This is a genomic window from Prosthecobacter sp. (assembly GCF_044226605.1).
GTDB lineage: Bacteria > Verrucomicrobiota > Verrucomicrobiia > Verrucomicrobiales > Verrucomicrobiaceae > Prosthecobacter.
This window is the reverse complement of record NZ_JBGAGS010000002.1, coordinates 378,078-394,957: the sequence shown is the minus strand read 5'-3', so window position 1 is coordinate 394,957 and position 16,880 is coordinate 378,078. Positions and strand designations below refer to the sequence as shown.

10 protein-coding genes are annotated in these 16,880 nt (G+C 59.8%); 6 read left to right on the top strand and 4 right to left on the bottom strand.

Annotated features, from left to right (window positions below):
• Window positions 1–101: 101 nt before the first annotated feature.
• Together ACILSO_RS03695 and ACILSO_RS03690 are read left to right on the top strand one after the other, a co-directional pair.
• Window positions 102–1,214, top strand: coding sequence for a hypothetical protein (locus ACILSO_RS03695; protein WP_395736015.1), 1,113 nt, complete (start codon window positions 102–104; stop codon window positions 1,212–1,214).
• Window positions 1,215–1,531: 317 nt separating this feature from the next.
• Complete coding sequence (locus ACILSO_RS03690; RefSeq protein WP_395736014.1) at window positions 1,532–2,443, top strand: ThuA domain-containing protein; 912 nt, start codon at window positions 1,532–1,534, stop codon at window positions 2,441–2,443.
• A 706-nt stretch (window positions 2,444–3,149) separates the two neighbouring features.
• On the opposite strand, the gene ACILSO_RS03685 is transcribed toward ACILSO_RS03690, so the two are convergent.
• The 3 genes from ACILSO_RS03685 to ACILSO_RS03675 all read right to left on the bottom strand — a co-directional run bounded on the left by ACILSO_RS03685 (window position 3,150) and on the right by ACILSO_RS03675 (window position 8,297).
• Complete coding sequence (locus ACILSO_RS03685; protein ID WP_395736013.1) at window positions 3,150–5,636, bottom strand: DUF1592 domain-containing protein; 2,487 nt, start codon at window positions 5,634–5,636, stop codon at window positions 3,150–3,152.
• A gap of 5 nt (window positions 5,637–5,641) precedes the next feature.
• Entirely contained in the window at window positions 5,642–6,913 is a 1,272-nt protein-coding gene (locus ACILSO_RS03680; RefSeq protein WP_395736012.1) for a DUF1552 domain-containing protein, read from the bottom strand.
• A 64-nt stretch (window positions 6,914–6,977) separates the two neighbouring features.
• The gene (locus ACILSO_RS03675) at window positions 6,978–8,297 is read right to left on the bottom strand and encodes a hypothetical protein (RefSeq protein ID WP_395736011.1); all 1,320 of its coding nucleotides are present in this window, start codon (window positions 8,295–8,297) and stop codon (window positions 6,978–6,980) included.
• A gap of 147 nt (window positions 8,298–8,444) precedes the next feature.
• On the opposite strand from ACILSO_RS03675, the gene ACILSO_RS03670 reads away from it, so the two are divergent.
• Entirely contained in the window at window positions 8,445–9,236 is a 792-nt protein-coding gene (locus ACILSO_RS03670) for a DUF1080 domain-containing protein (protein WP_395736010.1), read from the top strand.
• Between the two features lie 42 nt (window positions 9,237–9,278).
• Window positions 9,279–10,772, top strand: a complete 1,494-nt coding sequence (locus ACILSO_RS03665) for a sulfatase (protein ID WP_395736009.1) — start codon at window positions 9,279–9,281, stop codon at window positions 10,770–10,772.
• On the opposite strand, the gene ACILSO_RS03660 is transcribed toward ACILSO_RS03665, so the two are convergent.
• On the bottom strand, window positions 10,747–11,118 hold the full coding sequence (locus tag ACILSO_RS03660; protein WP_395736008.1) for a nuclear transport factor 2 family protein: 372 nt from the start codon (window positions 11,116–11,118) through the stop codon (window positions 10,747–10,749). The genes ACILSO_RS03665 and ACILSO_RS03660 overlap by 26 nt on opposite strands.
• A 118-nt stretch (window positions 11,119–11,236) precedes the next feature.
• Here ACILSO_RS03660 and ACILSO_RS03655 point away from each other — a divergent pair, with 118 nt between their 5' ends.
• Together ACILSO_RS03655 and ACILSO_RS03650 are read left to right on the top strand one after the other, a co-directional pair.
• Window positions 11,237–15,730, top strand: coding sequence for a PVC-type heme-binding CxxCH protein (locus ACILSO_RS03655; protein ID WP_395736007.1), 4,494 nt, complete (start codon window positions 11,237–11,239; stop codon window positions 15,728–15,730).
• A 4-nt stretch (window positions 15,731–15,734) separates the two neighbouring features.
• Window positions 15,735–16,616 carry a hypothetical protein gene (locus tag ACILSO_RS03650; RefSeq protein ID WP_395736006.1) on the top strand — a complete coding sequence of 294 codons (882 nt, stop codon included), beginning with the start codon at window positions 15,735–15,737 and terminating at the stop codon, window positions 16,614–16,616.
• The last annotated feature ends 264 nt before the right edge of the window (window positions 16,617–16,880 follow it).

Here is a 16,880-nt window from a genome sequence, read left to right as displayed (position 1 = left end):
CAAAATGACAATCTTTTCGAGAACTGGCTAGACGAAGCATGAGTTGAATGGAGCCGAGGGCGGTGTGCGTTTATGCCACCGCCCTTTTTTTGCATCCATTCATGAAGCATCCATTTCTTCTCGCCTCGCTCCTTCTGGCAGCACTGCCAGCCATTCACGCCGCTGACATCGAACTCACCGAAACGCTGCAACTGCCCGAGTGCCACAGCATCGGCTGGGTGCGGGCGAACACGCAGGTGAAGGGGCAGAAGAACTGGGATGGTGTGCTGGACGAAGCGAAGTGGGGCACGCCTTCGCCGCAGCAGGCGGTGGAGCGGAGCTGGGACTGGAAGCTGAGCGATGATCAGTGGCTGCAGGTGGTGAAGGACAAGGGCGAGGGCAAAAGGGAGGACGTGAAGTTTGACCTGTGGATTCCCGAGGGTGTCGCGGTGGCGAAGGGCATCGTGGTGATGTCGGGGCATGGCAGCGGGGAGTCGCTGTACAAGCATGCGGAGCTGCGGAAGATCGCGCGGGAGCTGCATCTGGCGTTTTTCAAATTTAACGGCAATCCGATGCAGCGCGGGTTCTGGCCGAGGAGCCTGCTGTATGAGCGGCTCAAAACGTTTGGCCAAAGAGCGCAGCATGCGGAGCTGGAGAATGCGCCGCTGTTTCTCTACGGGCACTCGAATGGGACGGGATTTTCCGCGATCTTTCCGGCGGACAGCTCGCGGGTGTGGGGCTGGGTGTCGATGCGGCCGGGCACCACGTATCAGGTGTATCAGCCTGGAGCGGCGCAGATTCCGGGTCTGGTGATTTTTGGTGAGGTGGATGATTTTTTTGGACGCCCCTCCAAGGCAGAGAACATGGGCGTGGTGGAGGCGATGCGGAAGAAGCACCACGCGGTGTGGAACTACGCGGTGGAGCCGAAGACGGGTCATGGTCCGGGCGACAAGACGTGGCCGCTGGTGTTTTCCTTTTTGAAGCACACCTTTGCCGCGCGGGTGCCGGCGGATGCAGAGCCGCTGAAAGGGCCGGTGAAGCTGAATGCGCTGGTGCTTGAGAAAGGAGCGCTCGGGAAGAACTGGGATCCTGAGGCGGGTGGGTATCAGACGCTGATGACGGCGCCGTTTGCTGCGTTTACCGGAGACAAGGAGACGGCTTCGTGGCTGATCAATGCGGAGTATGCGGCGGACTGGCAGTCGTTTCAGCGGGATGGGCAGGTGGCGAAGAGGTAAGGGTGGGGGATAGAACGCCGATGTATGCGAAAAGGGTGAGCCACCCCTCACCCCAGCCCTCTCCCCGAAGAAAGAATTTGATGCTGTCGATTTTCAGGGGCGGGGAGAGGGAGAGGTTCGCTGAGCTCTCTGGATTTATCGGCCACGGAATGACTTACAATGCTTCAATTTGGGGGATCGGAAGCGAAGGGAGCAGGCGGGAGCGCTGATCGACGGGCAGAAGTGCCCATCGTACTTTCATGGGGCGCAAATCGGTCTATTTGCCGACATTTCATCTGGCCGGGTTGCGTTTGTGTCGGTATCAGATTCAACCACCTATGATTTCTCGTACTCGCTTTCTCCTCGCGCTCGCTGCTTCAGCCACTTTTGCCGCTTCGTCTTGGGCGGCAGACAGCGTCAAAATTGTCCTCGTAGCGGGGAAGGTGAAGGAGGTGGACAAGATGGGGCATCATGACTACCTGGGCGGCTGCCGTCTGATGCAGGTGCTGCTGAAGCAGAATCCGGGAATCGATGCGGTGCTGGTGAATGAGGAGTGGCCCGCGGATGAGAAGGTCTTTGAAGGTGCGGCAGCCGTGGTTTTTTACACGGATGGCGGAGGGAAGCAGGCGTATCTGGCGACGCCGGAGCATGTGGCGCTGGTGCAGAAGATGGCGGATGGCAAGGTGGGACTGGTGAACCTGCATCAAGCTGTAGAATTTACACCGGCGTTTGCGCAGCAGTCGATGAGCTGGACTGGCGCGGTGTACAACGGGCTCTCAAGCCGAGGCCATTGGGACAGCTCGCACGATGTGTTTCCGAAGCATGCGATCACCAGCGGTGTGACGCCGTGGAAGATCAATGATGGCTGGCTGAACCATCTGCAATTTCCGGCGGAGATGAAGGGGATCACGCCGCTGGTGTGGTCCGGGAAAGAGAAGTTGGGGTCGCCCGAAGGCGGGGACAAGGACATTGTGGGATGGACTTATGACCGGCCAAGCGGCGGGCGCTCTTTCAGCTTCAGCGGGCTGGACGCGCATGGGGCGTGGGAGCAGGCTGGGATGCGGCAGCTGGTGATCAATGGGGTGCTGTGGTCCGCGGGTGTGGAGATCCCGGCAGGTGGCGCGAAGTGCGAGGCGGACAAGGCGCTGATTGATTCGTTCATGACGCCGAGGATTGCGCCGCCGAAGAAGGTGAAGGCGGAAGGTGCGCCAGCGCCGGGAGCGGCGGTGGAGAAGGCGGAGGTGAAGTGAAGAGGGACTGCTGATTTAACAACGCAGAGTTTAGAAGACCGCAGAGAAATCCTTCCGGATTGACGCTCTGCGGTTTTTCGTTTTCTGGGGTTTGATTTGAGGTGGGGGGTGGAGTGCGAAGCGAATTCCGAGCGCCCAGGCCCTGGCGCTGGATGAGGGCGGGATTGGGGAGACATGCGGAGCGTGACATGCGGCGGGGTTCTGCGGAATAAATTCCGCGCTCCTGGGCGCTGGGTCTTTGAAGACCTGAAAGGAATGGGAAGACTGTATCCCAAAAAGGAACTCAATTGATGACTATCGAAGTCAGGAGTGAGGCGGCCCTAGAGAGAGGCTTTGGAACGCCCCTCACCCGGCCTCTCCCCGAAGGATGCCAAGAGCTGCAATGATTGGGGCGGGGAGAGGGGATTCGCGTTGGGATGCTTTTAGACCAACTCTCAAAAATCTTGTCACATTGCCCGGACGGCGGAGCGGCCCCATTGGCTGCGTTAGTCGCTTGCCTGTTATGTTCCAATAGCCGGCGGCGCTCCCGCCTTGCCACTGGGGCCGCTGCGCTCGCCGGTCAAAATGACCATCTTTTCGAGAACTGGTCTAAAGCTTGATCGAAATGCAACACGTCAGCACTCGTCCCCGAAGATGATGTATTTGCCTTCTCACTTCTTTGATTAAAGGCCGGATACCGCTTTGCTGAACTTTAAAAAAATCCGGATCAGCGGGAGCGGAAGATTTCGCTCGTGAGGCACTCGGTGAGGAGGGTGTTGAGGCCGAGGCCTTGCTTTTTCACCTTGTCGTGGAGCTTTTCGATGATGAGGTCGTCGTTGAGCTCCATGGTGCGGCCGGTGGTGTAGGTGAGGACCTGGCGGATGATGTGGCGGCTGAAGAGATCTGAGCGGGTGTCGTGGATGAGCTTTTTGAAGGTGACGAAGTCGGCGTAGGTCTCGCCGGAGGGGAGTTCGCCGGTGGTGTCGATCTTGGCAGCGGGAGTTTTTTTGTTCACCTGCGGGTATTTGGTGCGCCAGCGACCGACGGGGTCGAATGCTTCGAGGCTGAAGCCGAGGGGGTCGATCTTGCGGTGGCACTCTGCGCAGGCGGCGTCGGCGCGATGTTTGGCGAGGCGGTCGCGAATGGTGGTGGCGCCGCTGACATCGGGATCGATGGCGGGCACGACATCTGGCGGCGGCGGTGGCGGGATGCCGAGAATGTTTTCCGAGACCCACACGCCGCGGGTGACGGGCGAGGTTTCGACGCCGTTCGCGCTGACGGTGAGCACAGCGGCCATGCCGAGGAGGCCGCCGCGATGGGCATCTCCTTTAAAACTGACCTTCTGGAAACCGTCGGCCAGGCGCAGGGTTTTCTGCTCGGGGAGGTCGTAGAGTTTGGCGAGTTTCTTGTCCACGAAGCTGTGGTCGGAGTCGATGAACTGAATGACGGAGCCGTTGGTCTTGAGCAGATCGCGGAAGAAGAGGCTGGCCTCGTTCTTCATGGAGGTGGGGAGGTCCTCCGCGTAGTAGGAGCGGACGACCTCGCGAGGCGGGGGCATGCCGCCGAGCTCGCGGAGGTTCAGCCAGCTGTCGAGGAAGCCGCTCACGAAGCCATTCACGCGTTCATCAGCGAGCATGCGCTGGATCTGCTTTTTGAGCTCGGCGTCCTGCGTGAGCTTGCCAGACTTGGCGGAGGCGAGCAGGGCGGCGTCTGGCGGAGCGGCCCAGAGGGCGTAGGAGAGACGGGTGGCGAGGTCGTAGGGGCTCAGGGCTTTTGCGGACTCTTCAGTGATCTCGCTCAGGTAAAGGAAGGAGGGAGAGCAGAGGATGAGCTTCAGTGCATCCAAGGCAGCCTGGCGCGGGGTGGCTTTTTCAGCCAGACGCTTTTCATAGAGCGCGCGGATGGGCTGGCGGTCCACATCGGTAAGCGGACGGCGGTAGGCTTTCTCGGCAAAGGCTTGGAGCTGATCGAAAGCGTGGGCTTCCTGAAAGCCGTCTTTGCCAAACACTGCGATTTCTTCGGGGCCGCCTTTTTCTTCGGGAACGGGGCCGTTGATTTTGATGTCGCTGATGCGGATGTGCGGGAGCTGGCCTTCCAGCAGGATATGGGCGCGACCGACACCGGAGGAGCCGACGTCTGCCTTGAACTCATCCTTGTAGCGTTTGTTGATCGTGACCACGGAGGCGCGGGATTCATAGGGGCCGTTTGGGAAGATGAAGCGCGGGGTCTGCCCGGCCTCCAGCCAGACGCGGAATTTGAACACGGTGGGCGTGTTGTCCGGCACCACGGCACTGGCGAGCAGAGGCTCGATGGCCTGCGGGTAATGGATGTGGCCTTTCGTGACATCTCCCGGCACAACGCCGAGGATGAAGGGCTCTGAGAAGTCGATGCCGAAGATGGTGGGATCGTAGTGGGTATCCCGGTGCAAAGCTGTGGCCTCCACTTCGAGGTCGTAGAGACCGGAGACGGGCACGCCTTGTTTGAAGTCTTCGATGTGGCCGTAGCCGCCCTGTCGGGTGTCTGTGTTTGGCTGCTCGTAGAGGCAGAGGTAGCGGAAATTGAAGGCGGACTTATGGGAGCCGGTCAGCTCTTCGTACTGCACGAAGTGGCTGTTGAAATGCCAGCTCTTGGGCTCGGTGGCCGGCTTGCCTAGGCGTGTCTCGACGAGGCGGTTGGCGGACTGAAAGTACTGGTCCACCAGGAAGCCGGAAGTCACGAGGGACTTGCCGATGGTGTCCATGTGCTGGCTGGTCTTCTCCTTCGGGAAATCGGCGGTGAGGCCGAGCGTGTCCACCCGGCGGCCAAAGAGCACGGCGAGGGTGTTTTCATACTCGCGGCTGGAGAGGCGACGCATGACGGTGCGGCTGCCGGTGCTCTGGAATTTGCCCGCGGCGGCCACGGTGCCATCGCGCAACGCGCGAATGATGGCGAGGCGTTCTGCGTCGGTGGGCTGGGCCGCTTTTTTTGGCGGCATCTCCTTCAGCGTGAGCTGATCGATGATGTCGCGCGCATCGATGATGTCTGAGACGGACTTCAGAGGCAGCGCGAACTTTTCAAAGGCGCGATCGCCTTTTTGCACGTCGGCGTCATGGCACTCCAGGCAGTATTTTCCAAGGAACTGCTGGGCTAGCTTGGGCGCATCGTCAGCGGCGCGGGCCGTGGCGAGGAGTGCGAAGGAAAGCAGTGCGCTGAGGCGAGGTAACGAAGCCGTCATGCTGATCACGCGAAGCACCCCGTGCTGTTGCCAAAAGATTCTGTCTCCACACCCATCTTCTGGGCGATGTCCACGAAGAGATTGCAAAGGGGCACTTTGTTGATGCCTTCACGCGGCACTTCGCGGAATTCGCCGTGCTTGTAACCGCCGCCGGCGAGGATGATGGGCAGGTCGGAGTTTTTGTGCGAATTGCCATCGCCCATGCCGCTGCCGAAGATGGCGGTGGTGGAGTCGAGCAGGGTGCGGTCGCCATCGTTCATCTTGGAGAGACGGGCGATGAATTTGCCGAAGTGTTCGATCTGGTATTTTTCCAGAGTGATGAGGTCGGCGACGGCCTCGGGGGCATTGCCGTGATGGGAGAGGCCGTGCCAGTCCTTTTTGATGCCAAGGTGCTGCGGCATGAAGTCACCGCCGATTTCCAAGGTGGCGATGCGGGTGCTGTCTGTCTGCAAAGCGAGCGCGATCAGCTCATAGAGGATGGGCAGGTCTTCGACGGCGTTGTGATTTGCGGGCTTGTCAAAGGGGGCCTTGGGCTTGGGCTGGCTGACCCAGCGCTGACGGAGCTCCAGGCGCTTTTCCACATCGCGCACGGAGGTGAGGTACTCATCGAGCTTGTCCTTGTCCTCTTTATTCACGCGCTTGGAGAGGCGATTGGCCTCGTCCATGACGGAGTCGAGGATGGAGGCCTGCACCTGATTCTCCTGCACGCGGCGTGCCTGGCGCTCCTTGGAGTCGCTGACGAAGAGTTTTTCGAACAGCTGGGAGGGATTGGTGACGGGGGGCACGCGCACGCCGGACTTGGTCCAGGCGATCTGGCAGCCGCCGTGGATGCCGCCCTCGGAACCGACGGTGAGGGAAGGAAAACGCGTTTCGAAACCGATCTCGTCGGCGAGATACTGGTCGATGGTGACATTGCCATCCGGGCGGTTTTGAGCCTCAGAATTGAGCACGCCGGAGAGGAAGGAATGGACGGCAAAGTGGCCGCCCTTTACGCCGTGATCGAGGCCACGGAAGACGGTCATGTGATCGCGGATGTCCCACAGCGGCTCCAGCAGGGTGGTCTTCTCGTAGTCGCGGCCTTTGGTGGTGGGGAAAAGCTGCTTGGTCTGGTAGCCAAGGAGATTGCCAACAGCCACGAAACGGCGTGCGCCTGCTCCTGCACCTTTGGCCACCGTGACGGCGGAATTTCCGCCCACGGCTGCGGCCATGAGGGAGGGAAGTCCCGGCAGGGCGAGGGATGTGCCCAGGGAGCGGAGGATGAAGCGGCGTCTGTTCATGATTTGGGGGGCAGATTACTACGTAACCCGGCCCCCCAGTGTTGCAGCAAGAAACAGGCCCTGTTTACTCGGATTTCAGGCCGATGGTGTTGACGGAAATCACGCGGTATTGGTGCTTTTTTCCGGCTTCGGCGGTGGCATCGGTAAAGCGCATTTCCACGAGAGGATTGCTGGGGGTGTCGCTGTATTGGAGGCCTTGGAAAATGGGGCGGCCGAAGGGATTTTTTGGCTGCTCGGGCAGGGTGGCGATCTGTTTGCCATCGCGCTCGATGATGAAGTGGGCGAGGCCGCTTTCGAGATCGGCCTCGGCTTTCCAGGTGAGGGTGTTGTCTTTGACCTGGAGGCCGGTGGGCGCGGGAGGCGGAGTGGTGTCTGGGATGGCGGTGTCTTTGACGTAAGTCGTCCAGGCTTTGGCGATGGCTTCGTTTGGGAGCCAGAGGGACTGGGATTTGTCTCCGGTGAACTTGGCGGCGGGGGTGGCTTCAGTGCTCTGGAGAGCGGCGAGCCATTCGCCTTTTGTGGGCATGGGTTTCAATGGGCCGCCGGTTTTTTCGGGAAGGCGGGCGGTGAGGCAGGCGTCCAGCCAGAGAATGGTGAAGTAGCGCTGGTTGCCGCATTCGTGGCTGGTGAAAGGATCCACGGAGATGCCGATGAGGCCGCCTTTGGCACGCACGGCGGCGAAGAATTTCACGTTGGCGTCCCAGGCTCCAGCAAAGCGGCCTTCTTTGACAGTGACGCCTTCCTTGGTGCCTAGATTGCACATGATGGGGACGCCAGTTACGGCTTCCGGCAGGGTGTAGGATTTGATGGTGGGGCGGGTGGGATTGGCCTCCAGCAATGGGACGCCGGAGCGCAGGCAGGCGGCGGCGACGCGCTCGGGGTGTAGAAGGGTCATGCCGCCGGACCAGTGACCGCCGCCGCTGTGGCCCCAGAGCGCCCAGGGGACTTTGGCGAGTTCGGGGTGGCCGGACTTGGAACCAAGATCGGCGAGGGCTTTTTGAAAGGCGGCGTCGGAGCCGTTGCGAGGATCGCACCACATCTGGCACTCGGCTTTGTCCGGCTGCTCATAAGAGGGGGCGAGGAGGGCGCAGTCGTGCTTCTTTGCCAAGGCCTGCCAGTGGAGGTCATAGGCGCCGGTGAAGCCGGATTTGCAGGATCCTTCGCCGCAGCCGTGCTGGTGGACGATGACGCCGCGGAGGGACTTGACGCCGGGGGGAACCCAGACGGTGTAGTTCACTGGAAAGATGAGCTCTCCGGGCGTGGTGGAGGCCTCATAACGCACGCGGTAGTAGGGCGGGTCGGCGGCGGGAAAGACATCGTACGGCGGCTGCTGGGCAGACAGCGAGGTGGCGAGGGCGAGAAGGCAGAGAGCAAGGGAGCGCATGGAAAGAAACCAACAGGGGATAGAGTGAGAAAGTTGCAAGCGAGAGGAGAAACTGCGGCGCTTTGGCCGTTCTTCCTGTCCGACCTGACTGAAACCGATTCACTCCCCTGCCCTACCGCTTTCTATTTCCTTCCACTTTTTATTTCCATGAGACTTCCAGCCCTGATTTCCGCCCTGTGTTTTTGCGCTGCCGCCGCTTTTGCTGAAGAGGGCTTTACCGAGCTCTTCAATGGCAAGGATCTGACGGGATGGGATGGTGACCCGAAGCTGTGGAGGGTGGAGAAGGGCGGGATCGTGGGCACTTGCACGGGGCCGGATGCGATGCCGAACAACTCGTTTCTCATCTGGCGCGGTGGTGAGGTGAAGGATTTCGAACTGCGTGCGATGGTGCGTGTGGAGGGGGACAATAATTCGGGCGTGCAGTATCGCAGCCGCGAGCTGCCGGAGGTGGCGCCGTGGGTGATCACGGGATATCAGATCGACATTCATCCGGCGCTTGAGCACACGGGGATGACGTATGAAGAAAAGGGGCGCGGCATTTTTGGCCTGAATGGAACGGATGTGATGCTGGACCCCGAGGGTGCGCTGTGGAAGCTGGCCACGCATGAGCCGGTGAAGGTGGATGTGTCTCAGTGGAATGAGTACACGGTGATCGCACGTGGGAACCACCTGGTGCACAAGATCAATGGGAAGATCACGTCAGAGCTGACGGATTATGATGAGAAGAAGCGTGCGCTTTCGGGGCTGCTGGCGATCCAGCTGCATCGTGGCAATGCGAACAGCGTGCACGTGAGGGACATCCGCCTGAAGGTGCTGCCGGTGGAGGCACCGAAGCCGTTTGATGCGGCGAAGATTCCCGCGGGGGCGGAGAAGATCGAGAAGCCGCGCACGAAGAGTCCGCAGGGCACGGGGCCGGTGGTGCCGCCGACGAAGAAGTAACTGTCACCGCGTCTGTATCTGTATCTGCATTCACTACTGCTTATGAAACGATTGATCGCTTTCGCATTGCTCGCGTCTTTTGGGGTGTCATTGGCAGCGGATACGCCGCCGAACATCATCCTGATGATGGGGGATGATCATGGCTGGGAGGAGACGGGGTATAACGGGCATCCGCATGTGAAGACGCCGGTGCTGGATGAGATGGCAAAGACGTGTTTTCGCTTTGAGAATTTTTATGCTGGGCATCCGAGCTGCTCGCCCACACGGGCCAGCTTTATGACGGGAAGACACCCGAACCGGATGGGGACTTTCAATCCGGGGTTTTCGATTCGGCCGGAGGAGATCACCATTGCGCATGTGCTCGCGAAGGCGGGGTATCACTGCGGGCATTTTGGGAAGTGGCATCTGGGGCCGGTGAAGGCGGAGTCGCCGACGAGTCCGGGTGCGATGGGGTTTCATGAGTGGGTGTCGCACGACAATTTCTTTGAGCTGAATCCGTCTCTCTCGCGCAATGGCGGAGCGCCGGAGGTGATCCAGGGAGAGGGCTCTGCTGTGTTGATTGGCGAGGCGATCAAGTTTATTGATCGCGCCAGCAAGGCGAAGCAGCCGTTTTTCACGGTGGTGTGGTTTGGCTCTCCGCATGAACCTTACAGCGGGCTGCCGGAGGATCTGGCGCTGTATGATGATCTGCCGGAGAAGTACAAGGACAAGAAGGTCAGGCTGACCTCGAATGAAACGGGAGGACCGACAACGCGCTCGCAGGGTGAGGTGCTGCGCGAACGGTATGCGGAGATCACGGCGATGGACCGCGCGATTGGCACTCTGAGGAAGCACCTGGCGGCGACGGGTTTGCGCGAAAACACGCTGCTGTTTTACTGCGGCGACAACGGCACATCACCGGATGCTTCGCTGGTGCTGCCGCATCGCGGTGTGAAGGGGCAGGTCTATGATGGGGGCGTGCTGGTGCCGGGACTGATTGAATGGCCGGCACGCATTCCGCAGCCGCGCAGCACGAAGGCGCGCGCCACGACGAGTGATCTGCTGCCGACGCTGTGCGCGCTGACGGGGCAAGCGCTGCCGGAGCGGCCGATCGATGGCATGGATTTGCTGCCGGTGATTGACGGCAAGGTGACGGAGCGTGCGAAGCCGCTTTGGGTGTGGCAGTTTGACACGAGCCATCTGAAGAAGGGAGAACCGTATATTGAGCCCAAGCTGCAGGAGGGGACGACGCCGCTGGCGAAGAAGGCGGGTGGAAAAGCGACGCGTGATTTCAGCAACTTCAAACACAGCGTGATCGCGGAGGAGGACTACCAGGGGCCGCGTGCGATGATTGATGGGCGCTTCAAGCTGGTGGTGCATGAAGCGAAGAAGGGCGGCGCGGCGAAGCAGGAGCTGTTTGATCTGGTGGCGGATCCGGCTGAGAAGACGGACCTGCGGGAGCAGCAACCTGAGGTGGTGAAAAAGCTGGAGAAAGGCTTGCGCGACTGGCAGGAGTCGGTGCTGAAAAGCCTCACGGCGGCGGACTATCGGAAGTAACGGCGACTTCCATTTTTTGGATTTTGCCGTGGATCAGGGTGAAGCGGTGGGCGACTTGTGCGTCTGCGAGCAGCGCGCCGGAGAGAGAGCGCACGATTTGATGAACGGTGACGAGAATGCTGCCGGTGGATTCGGCAGCGAAGGAAATGGGCTCCACGTGGGGATCGATCTCGCTCCACTGTTCGGTCCAGTAGGCGCGGATGGCGTCGGGGCCTTCGACGAAGCCGCCTTTGAAGGCTCTGGGCCAGGCCACATCGGGAGTCATGAGGGCAAGGGCGGCGGCGATGTCGCGGGCATTGAAGGCTGCGTAGGCTGCGCGGAGGAGGTCGGTTTCGGAAGTGGTCATCTATGAGGTAGATAACGACCGCTAGGGACGGCAAAGAAGATTGTTTATTTAAATTTGTCCGGTTTCGCGGGGTACTGAGAGATACCACCACCGTTTCTCACGTTTGCTCCCACCTCTTATGATCCGACCAACCGCCATTCTCCTAACCCTGTTCTCGCTGGTGACTTTTGCGAGCGCCGCCCCACTCGTCTTTGAAGGCACGGAAGGGCCTGGCAAGGGCAAGCACATTGTCTTCCTGGCGGGGGATCATGAGTATCGCTCAGAAGAATCGCTGCCGGCGATCGCGCGGCTGCTGGCGAAGCATCAGGGGTTCAAATGCACGGTGCTGTTCGACATCGACAAGGATGGGGACATCGTGGCAGGTGAAGTGGCGAACATGCCGGGGATGGAGGCGCTGGACACTGCGGATCTCGCGGTGGTGTTTTTGCGCTTCCAGCAGTTCCCGGCGGAGCAGATGAAGCACTTTGACGCCTACCTGGCGCGCGGCGGTCCGGTGGTGGGGCTGCGCACGGCGACGCATGGTTTCAAAACGACGAAGGATGATCCATACGCGAAGTATTCGTATGACAGCAAGGTGGCGGGCTATGAGCTGGGCTTTGGCCATCAGGTGCTGGGGCAGACGTGGGTGGGGCACTACGGCACGAATCACAAGCAGAGCACGCGCATTGCCATCGTGCCGGAGAAGGCCTCGCATCCCATCCTCCGCGGGGTGAAGGACATCTGGGTGCAGGCGGGCGGCTATGTGGGCAAGCCGACGGACGGCGAAATTTTGACGATGGCGCAGCCGCTGAATGGGATGACGAAGGATTCGCCGGCAGACAGCACGAAGCCGCCGATGCCGAGCGAGTGGACGCGGACTTATAAGTCGGCTTCAGGAAAAACAGGGCGTGTTTTCACCACGTTGTATGGGACGTCTGAAGACATCACGAATGAAGGCTACCGCCGCATGGTGGTGAACGGGATCTTCTGGGCGCTGGGCATGGAAGACGCGATCAAGCCGGACCTCGATGTGTCGTTCGTCGGTCCCTTCAAGCCGAACACTTTCGGTGGCGGCGAATATGCGCATGGGGTGAAGCCGGAGATGTATGCGGGCTTTGCTTCGCTCATTCCTGCGAATGCCAACACCAAGAGAACTCCCAAAAAGGAAGGTAACAAAGCAGCAGCGGCAGCACCTGCGGCGCCTGCGGCCAAGGCTGATGAAGCGGGCAAAGTCTCGCTCGCCACTGGAAAGCCAGCCCGCTATGTGCGGATTGAAATTCCCGGCGACAAACGCTGCCTGCAGATCGCGGAGATCGAAGTGATGAGTGGCGGTAAGAATGTGGTCAAGGGCGGCAAGGCTTCACAGTCGACCACGACCAACGGTGGAGTGGCGGAGCGGGCTTTCGATGGCAACAAGAGTCCGGACTGGGGCAAGGGCGGCCAGACGCATACGAAGGAGAATCAGCCGAATCCATGGTGGGAGGTCGATCTGGGTTCCAGTCAGGTGATCGACACGATCGGGCTGTGGAGCCGCCAGAGTTTTTCGGACCGCTTGGGGGACTTCACGCTGTCGTTGCTCGATGAAGCTCGCAAACCCGTGTTCGAGATCAAAAACGTCGCGGGACCGGAGGTGATGACCATCGATGTGAAGAACGGCGGCAAGCTGACCTACCTGACGTTTGACGGCAAGCCGGGCAAACCTGCCGAGAAATCCAGCCGTGGCGGTGGCGCTCCTGCCGCGAAGGAACCTGAACTGGCGGCCGTGCCTGCGGATTACAAAGACCCGGTGCCATTTGCGTTTGGCAAAGGCGAGGTGGTGGCGATTCTGGGCAACGGCCTGCCGGACCGCATGCAGCATGATGGCTGGATGGAGACACTGCTGCAGAGCCAGCTGCCGGAGATGCAGGTGCACTTCCGCAACATGAGCACGAGCGGCGACCGGCCCAACAACTACCCGCGCAGCAGCGGTGCCACGCACATGACGGACTACCTGCGCCATGTGAAGGCGGATGTGGTTTTCGGATTCTTTGGCTACAACGAATCCTATGACAACAAGCCGGAGGAGTTTCAGAAGCAGCTCGTGGAGTTCGTGAAGAAGACGCGCGGCAGCAAGGCGAATGGCAAGAGCTTCCCGCGCATCGTGCTGTTCAGCCCCATCGCGCATGAGGACACGCGCAATGTGAACGTGCCGGATGGCAAGGCGCACAATGCGCTGCTGGAGGCGTACACGAAGGCGACTGAGGCCGCAGCGAAGGAAGCGAGTGTGTCATTTGTGGATCTGTATCACCCTTCGCTGGAGCTGTTCAAGGCGGCAAAGGAGCCGCTGACGATCAATGGCGTGCACCTTTCCATCGAGGGAGACCGGCAGCTTGCGGAAGTGATTGCGAAAGCCCTGCTGGGCAAGCCGGTGAGTGCCTCGCCCTCCATGGAGGCGCTGCGTGAGGCGGTCGTGGACAAGGACCTGCACTGGTACAACCGCTACCACGCCTCCGACGGCAATGATGTGTGGGGCAGCCGCTCCACGCTGAGCTTTGTCGATGGCCAGAACAACGCCGTGGTGCTGCAGCACGAGCTTTCCATGCTGGATGTGATGACGGCAAACCGCGACGAGCGCGTGTGGGCACGCATCAATGGCGGAGACAAAAAGATCGATGACAGCAATGTGCCAAAGCCCATCCCGGTGATCTCCAATGTGGGTGGCGGCAGCAAGAGCAGCAATGCTCAGAAGGAAGGCACGCTGAAGTATCTCGGCGGCGAAGAGGCCCTCAAGGACATCGCCATCAAGAAGGGGTTTGAGATTCATCTGTTTGCGGATGAGTCGCGCTTCCCTCAGATCGCCAATCCGGTGCAGATGCAGTTTGATACGAAGGGCCGCCTGTGGGTGGCCGCGTGGCCGACCTATCCGAAATGGGAGCCGCTGAAGGAGATGAACGACGCGCTGGTCATCCTGCATGACGACAACAATGATGGTGTGGCTGATCGTGCCACGGAATTTGCGCGCGTGCAGAACCCGCTGGGCTTTGAATTCTGGAACGGCGGCGTGCTGGTGACGCGACAGTCGGAGATTTTGTTCCTCAAGGACACCGATGGCGATGACAAGGCGGACGTGCAGACGATCATGCTCATGGGGCTGGACAGCTCTGACTCGCACCACGGCGCCAACAATCTCATCTATGGGCCGGATGGCGGCATCTACTGGCAGAGCGGGGTCTTCATGCAGCACAACTATGAGCATCCCTGGGGACCTTCCCTGAACACCGGGGCCTCGGCCATGTACCGGTTTGATCCGCGCCGATTCACCATCGCCCTGCATGCGATGAATTCACCGAATCCGCACGGCACCTCGTTTGACTCCTGGGGCTACCAGTATGCCACGGACGGCACCGGTGGGCGTGCGTATCAGGTGCGGCCGGAGGGCAGCGGCTTCAAGATGTACGAACTGCTGAAAAAAGAAGTGCGCCCTGTGACGGCCAGCGAGGTCGTGAGCAGCACGCACTTCCCTGACGAGATGCAGGGTGACTTCCTGATCTGCAACGTGATCGGCTTCCTCGGGGTGAAGCATTATCACCTGGAGCGTGATGCCGAGAAAGGCACCGTCTGGGGTGAGCCTGCGGGCGATGAACTGACTGTGAAAGTGAAGCAGGCAGATGGCAGCGTGACCACGGAGACCTCCCGCGGCTTCCTCATGAGCGGAGACAAAAACTTCCGCCCGAGCGATGCGGTGTTTGCGCCGGACGGCTCGCTGTATTTGAGCGACTGGCAGAACGTGATCATCGGCCACATGCAGCACAATGTGCGTGACCCGAACCGTGACCACACGCATGGACGCATCTACCGCATTACGGCCAACGGACGCCCGCTGCAGAAGATTGTGCCGATTGATGGACAGCCGATCCCGGCGCTGCTGGAGAATTTGAAGCATCCGCCCGATGGAGTGAGGCACCGCACGCACATCGAGCTCAGTGAACGCGACAGCAAGGAAGTCATCGCCGCCACCAAGACCTGGATGAAGCAGTTTGATCCGAACAAGAAGGAAGACGCGCATCATCTGCTAGAGGCGCTGTGGATTCATCAGCAGCACAATGTGCGGAACGTGGAGCTGCTGGGGCAGCTGCAGAAGTCTCCTGAACTGCATGCGCGCAACGCGGCGAATGTGGTGCAGCACCTTTGGTTCAATGTGGAAGCGTCCATGCACGGCGGCGTGATCGCCGGCGAGAAGGAGGAGAAGGCGCAGAAGTCTGGGGTGCTGAGCGACACTCCGGAACTCACCACGATTCGTGTGGCCACCGTGCCGGAGCGCATGATGTATGATGTGAAGGAGCTGAATGTGAAGGCTGGCAAGAAGGTGAAGCTGACCTTTGCCAACATCGATTTCATGCCGCACAACATCCTGCTGGTGAATCCTGGAAAGGCGGATGAGGTGGCCATGCAGGCCATGGCGCTGGGTGCCAAGGGATTTGAAACCGGCTTCATTCCCAAGAACAAGGAAATCCTCTGGCACAGCAAGCTGCTGGACAACGGCAAGGAGGAGGTCATTGAGTTTACGGCTCCAGCGAAAGCGGGGGATTATCCGTATATCTGTTCGTTCCCGGGGCATTACCTCATCATGCGCGGGGTGCTGCATGTGAAGTAATTTTATGAGACCACTTCGATCACTCCTCAAACGCTGGTGTTTCTGGCTGCTGGGGGTGATCCTGCCGACACACACGATTGTCTTTGAATTTCTAACCCATCAGATGAGCGGGGCCATGTTTGACCCCATGGTCACTCCATGGCATGCCCTGATGCTGCTGGCACTGCCGGCTGGCGTTGCACTGCTCTTAATGGGTTCGGAAAATGGGAAAACTTCGCTTATCGGACAAGCGTGTGTGGGTTGTGGCCTGCCATTGATGCTGTTGATCGTTTGGGCGATTGGGATCAATCACCTCAACGCCCTTTTGAGTTTTTTTATCGGAACTCTGCTTTTGTTCATGGAACCCTCCGAATTTAAAAAAACTCTTTTCGGCGATTACTATGGCTCCCCCATTGCAGCATTGGCTTATCTGGGACCGCTGGCTGGCTGCTCCATGGCTTTGGTCTTGATAAAGCGGACGTTTAACCAGAGGACAAAAGCCGTTGTTCTTCCAACGTTCATCACGGCCGCCCTGCTTGTCTCCTACCTTGAGTTCCAGTCTCTTTCGTTGGAGACAGAAATCAGCAAGGCATTCAAGAACTTGGAATCAGGACAAGAGACCGCCGCTTCGAACGCTTTGGAGACCGATAACGCCAGGCACGTGCTTGCAAGGCTTAGCCGCCAAGGGCGGCAGTTTTCCAGCGCTGGAGCCCTGTACGCTGTAGGCCCGGTGGATGTCTTTGGTCCATGGACTTACCTGCAACACGGACGGCTGCACCCGGCTCAGTTGCTACAGCAGACCAAATTCCCCCCATATGCCAGGCTGTATCATGCTCTCTGGCCGGAGCAAACACCCCAGCCCTATTCGTGGAGAGGGCTGTCGCCTTGGGAGACCGCGAGTCGATAGCGGGCCGTATGCCTCATTTGGACTGCGGATCGGGGATGTCTGAATGGACGGGTGGGGCGGCCTGAATGGGTAGAAACCAAACCGCACTCGGAAAGTGCGGACCACTTCACGCTGTGCCCGGCGACTAACCCTCTATGTACTCCCTCCCCAGCCACTACCTCATCATGCGCGGTGTGTTGCATGTGAAGCAGGCGTTCCCGGAAAGTAATCGGGGCATTCCTGCCCCGTCTGGAAAGATCGTTTGAAAAAACGCAGACAAGAAAT

Bases quoted from the DNA above. Each gene is read 5' to 3' on its own strand.
- ACILSO_RS03695 (WP_395736015.1), top strand. From the start codon at position 102: ATGAAGCATCCATTTCTTCTCGCCTCGCTCCTTCTGGCAGCACTGCCA.
- ACILSO_RS03690 (WP_395736014.1), top strand. From the start codon at position 1,532: ATGATTTCTCGTACTCGCTTTCTCCTCGCGCTCGCTGCTTCAGCCACT.
- ACILSO_RS03685 (WP_395736013.1), bottom strand. From the start codon at position 5,636: ATGACGGCTTCGTTACCTCGCCTCAGCGCACTGCTTTCCTTCGCACTC.
- ACILSO_RS03680 (WP_395736012.1), bottom strand. From the start codon at position 6,913: ATGAACAGACGCCGCTTCATCCTCCGCTCCCTGGGCACATCCCTCGCC.
- ACILSO_RS03675 (WP_395736011.1), bottom strand. From the start codon at position 8,297: ATGCGCTCCCTTGCTCTCTGCCTTCTCGCCCTCGCCACCTCGCTGTCT.
- ACILSO_RS03670 (WP_395736010.1), top strand. From the start codon at position 8,445: ATGAGACTTCCAGCCCTGATTTCCGCCCTGTGTTTTTGCGCTGCCGCC.
- ACILSO_RS03665 (WP_395736009.1), top strand. From the start codon at position 9,279: ATGAAACGATTGATCGCTTTCGCATTGCTCGCGTCTTTTGGGGTGTCA.
- ACILSO_RS03660 (WP_395736008.1), bottom strand. From the start codon at position 11,118: ATGACCACTTCCGAAACCGACCTCCTCCGCGCAGCCTACGCAGCCTTC.
- ACILSO_RS03655 (WP_395736007.1), top strand. From the start codon at position 11,237: ATGATCCGACCAACCGCCATTCTCCTAACCCTGTTCTCGCTGGTGACT.
- ACILSO_RS03650 (WP_395736006.1), top strand. From the start codon at position 15,735: ATGAGACCACTTCGATCACTCCTCAAACGCTGGTGTTTCTGGCTGCTG.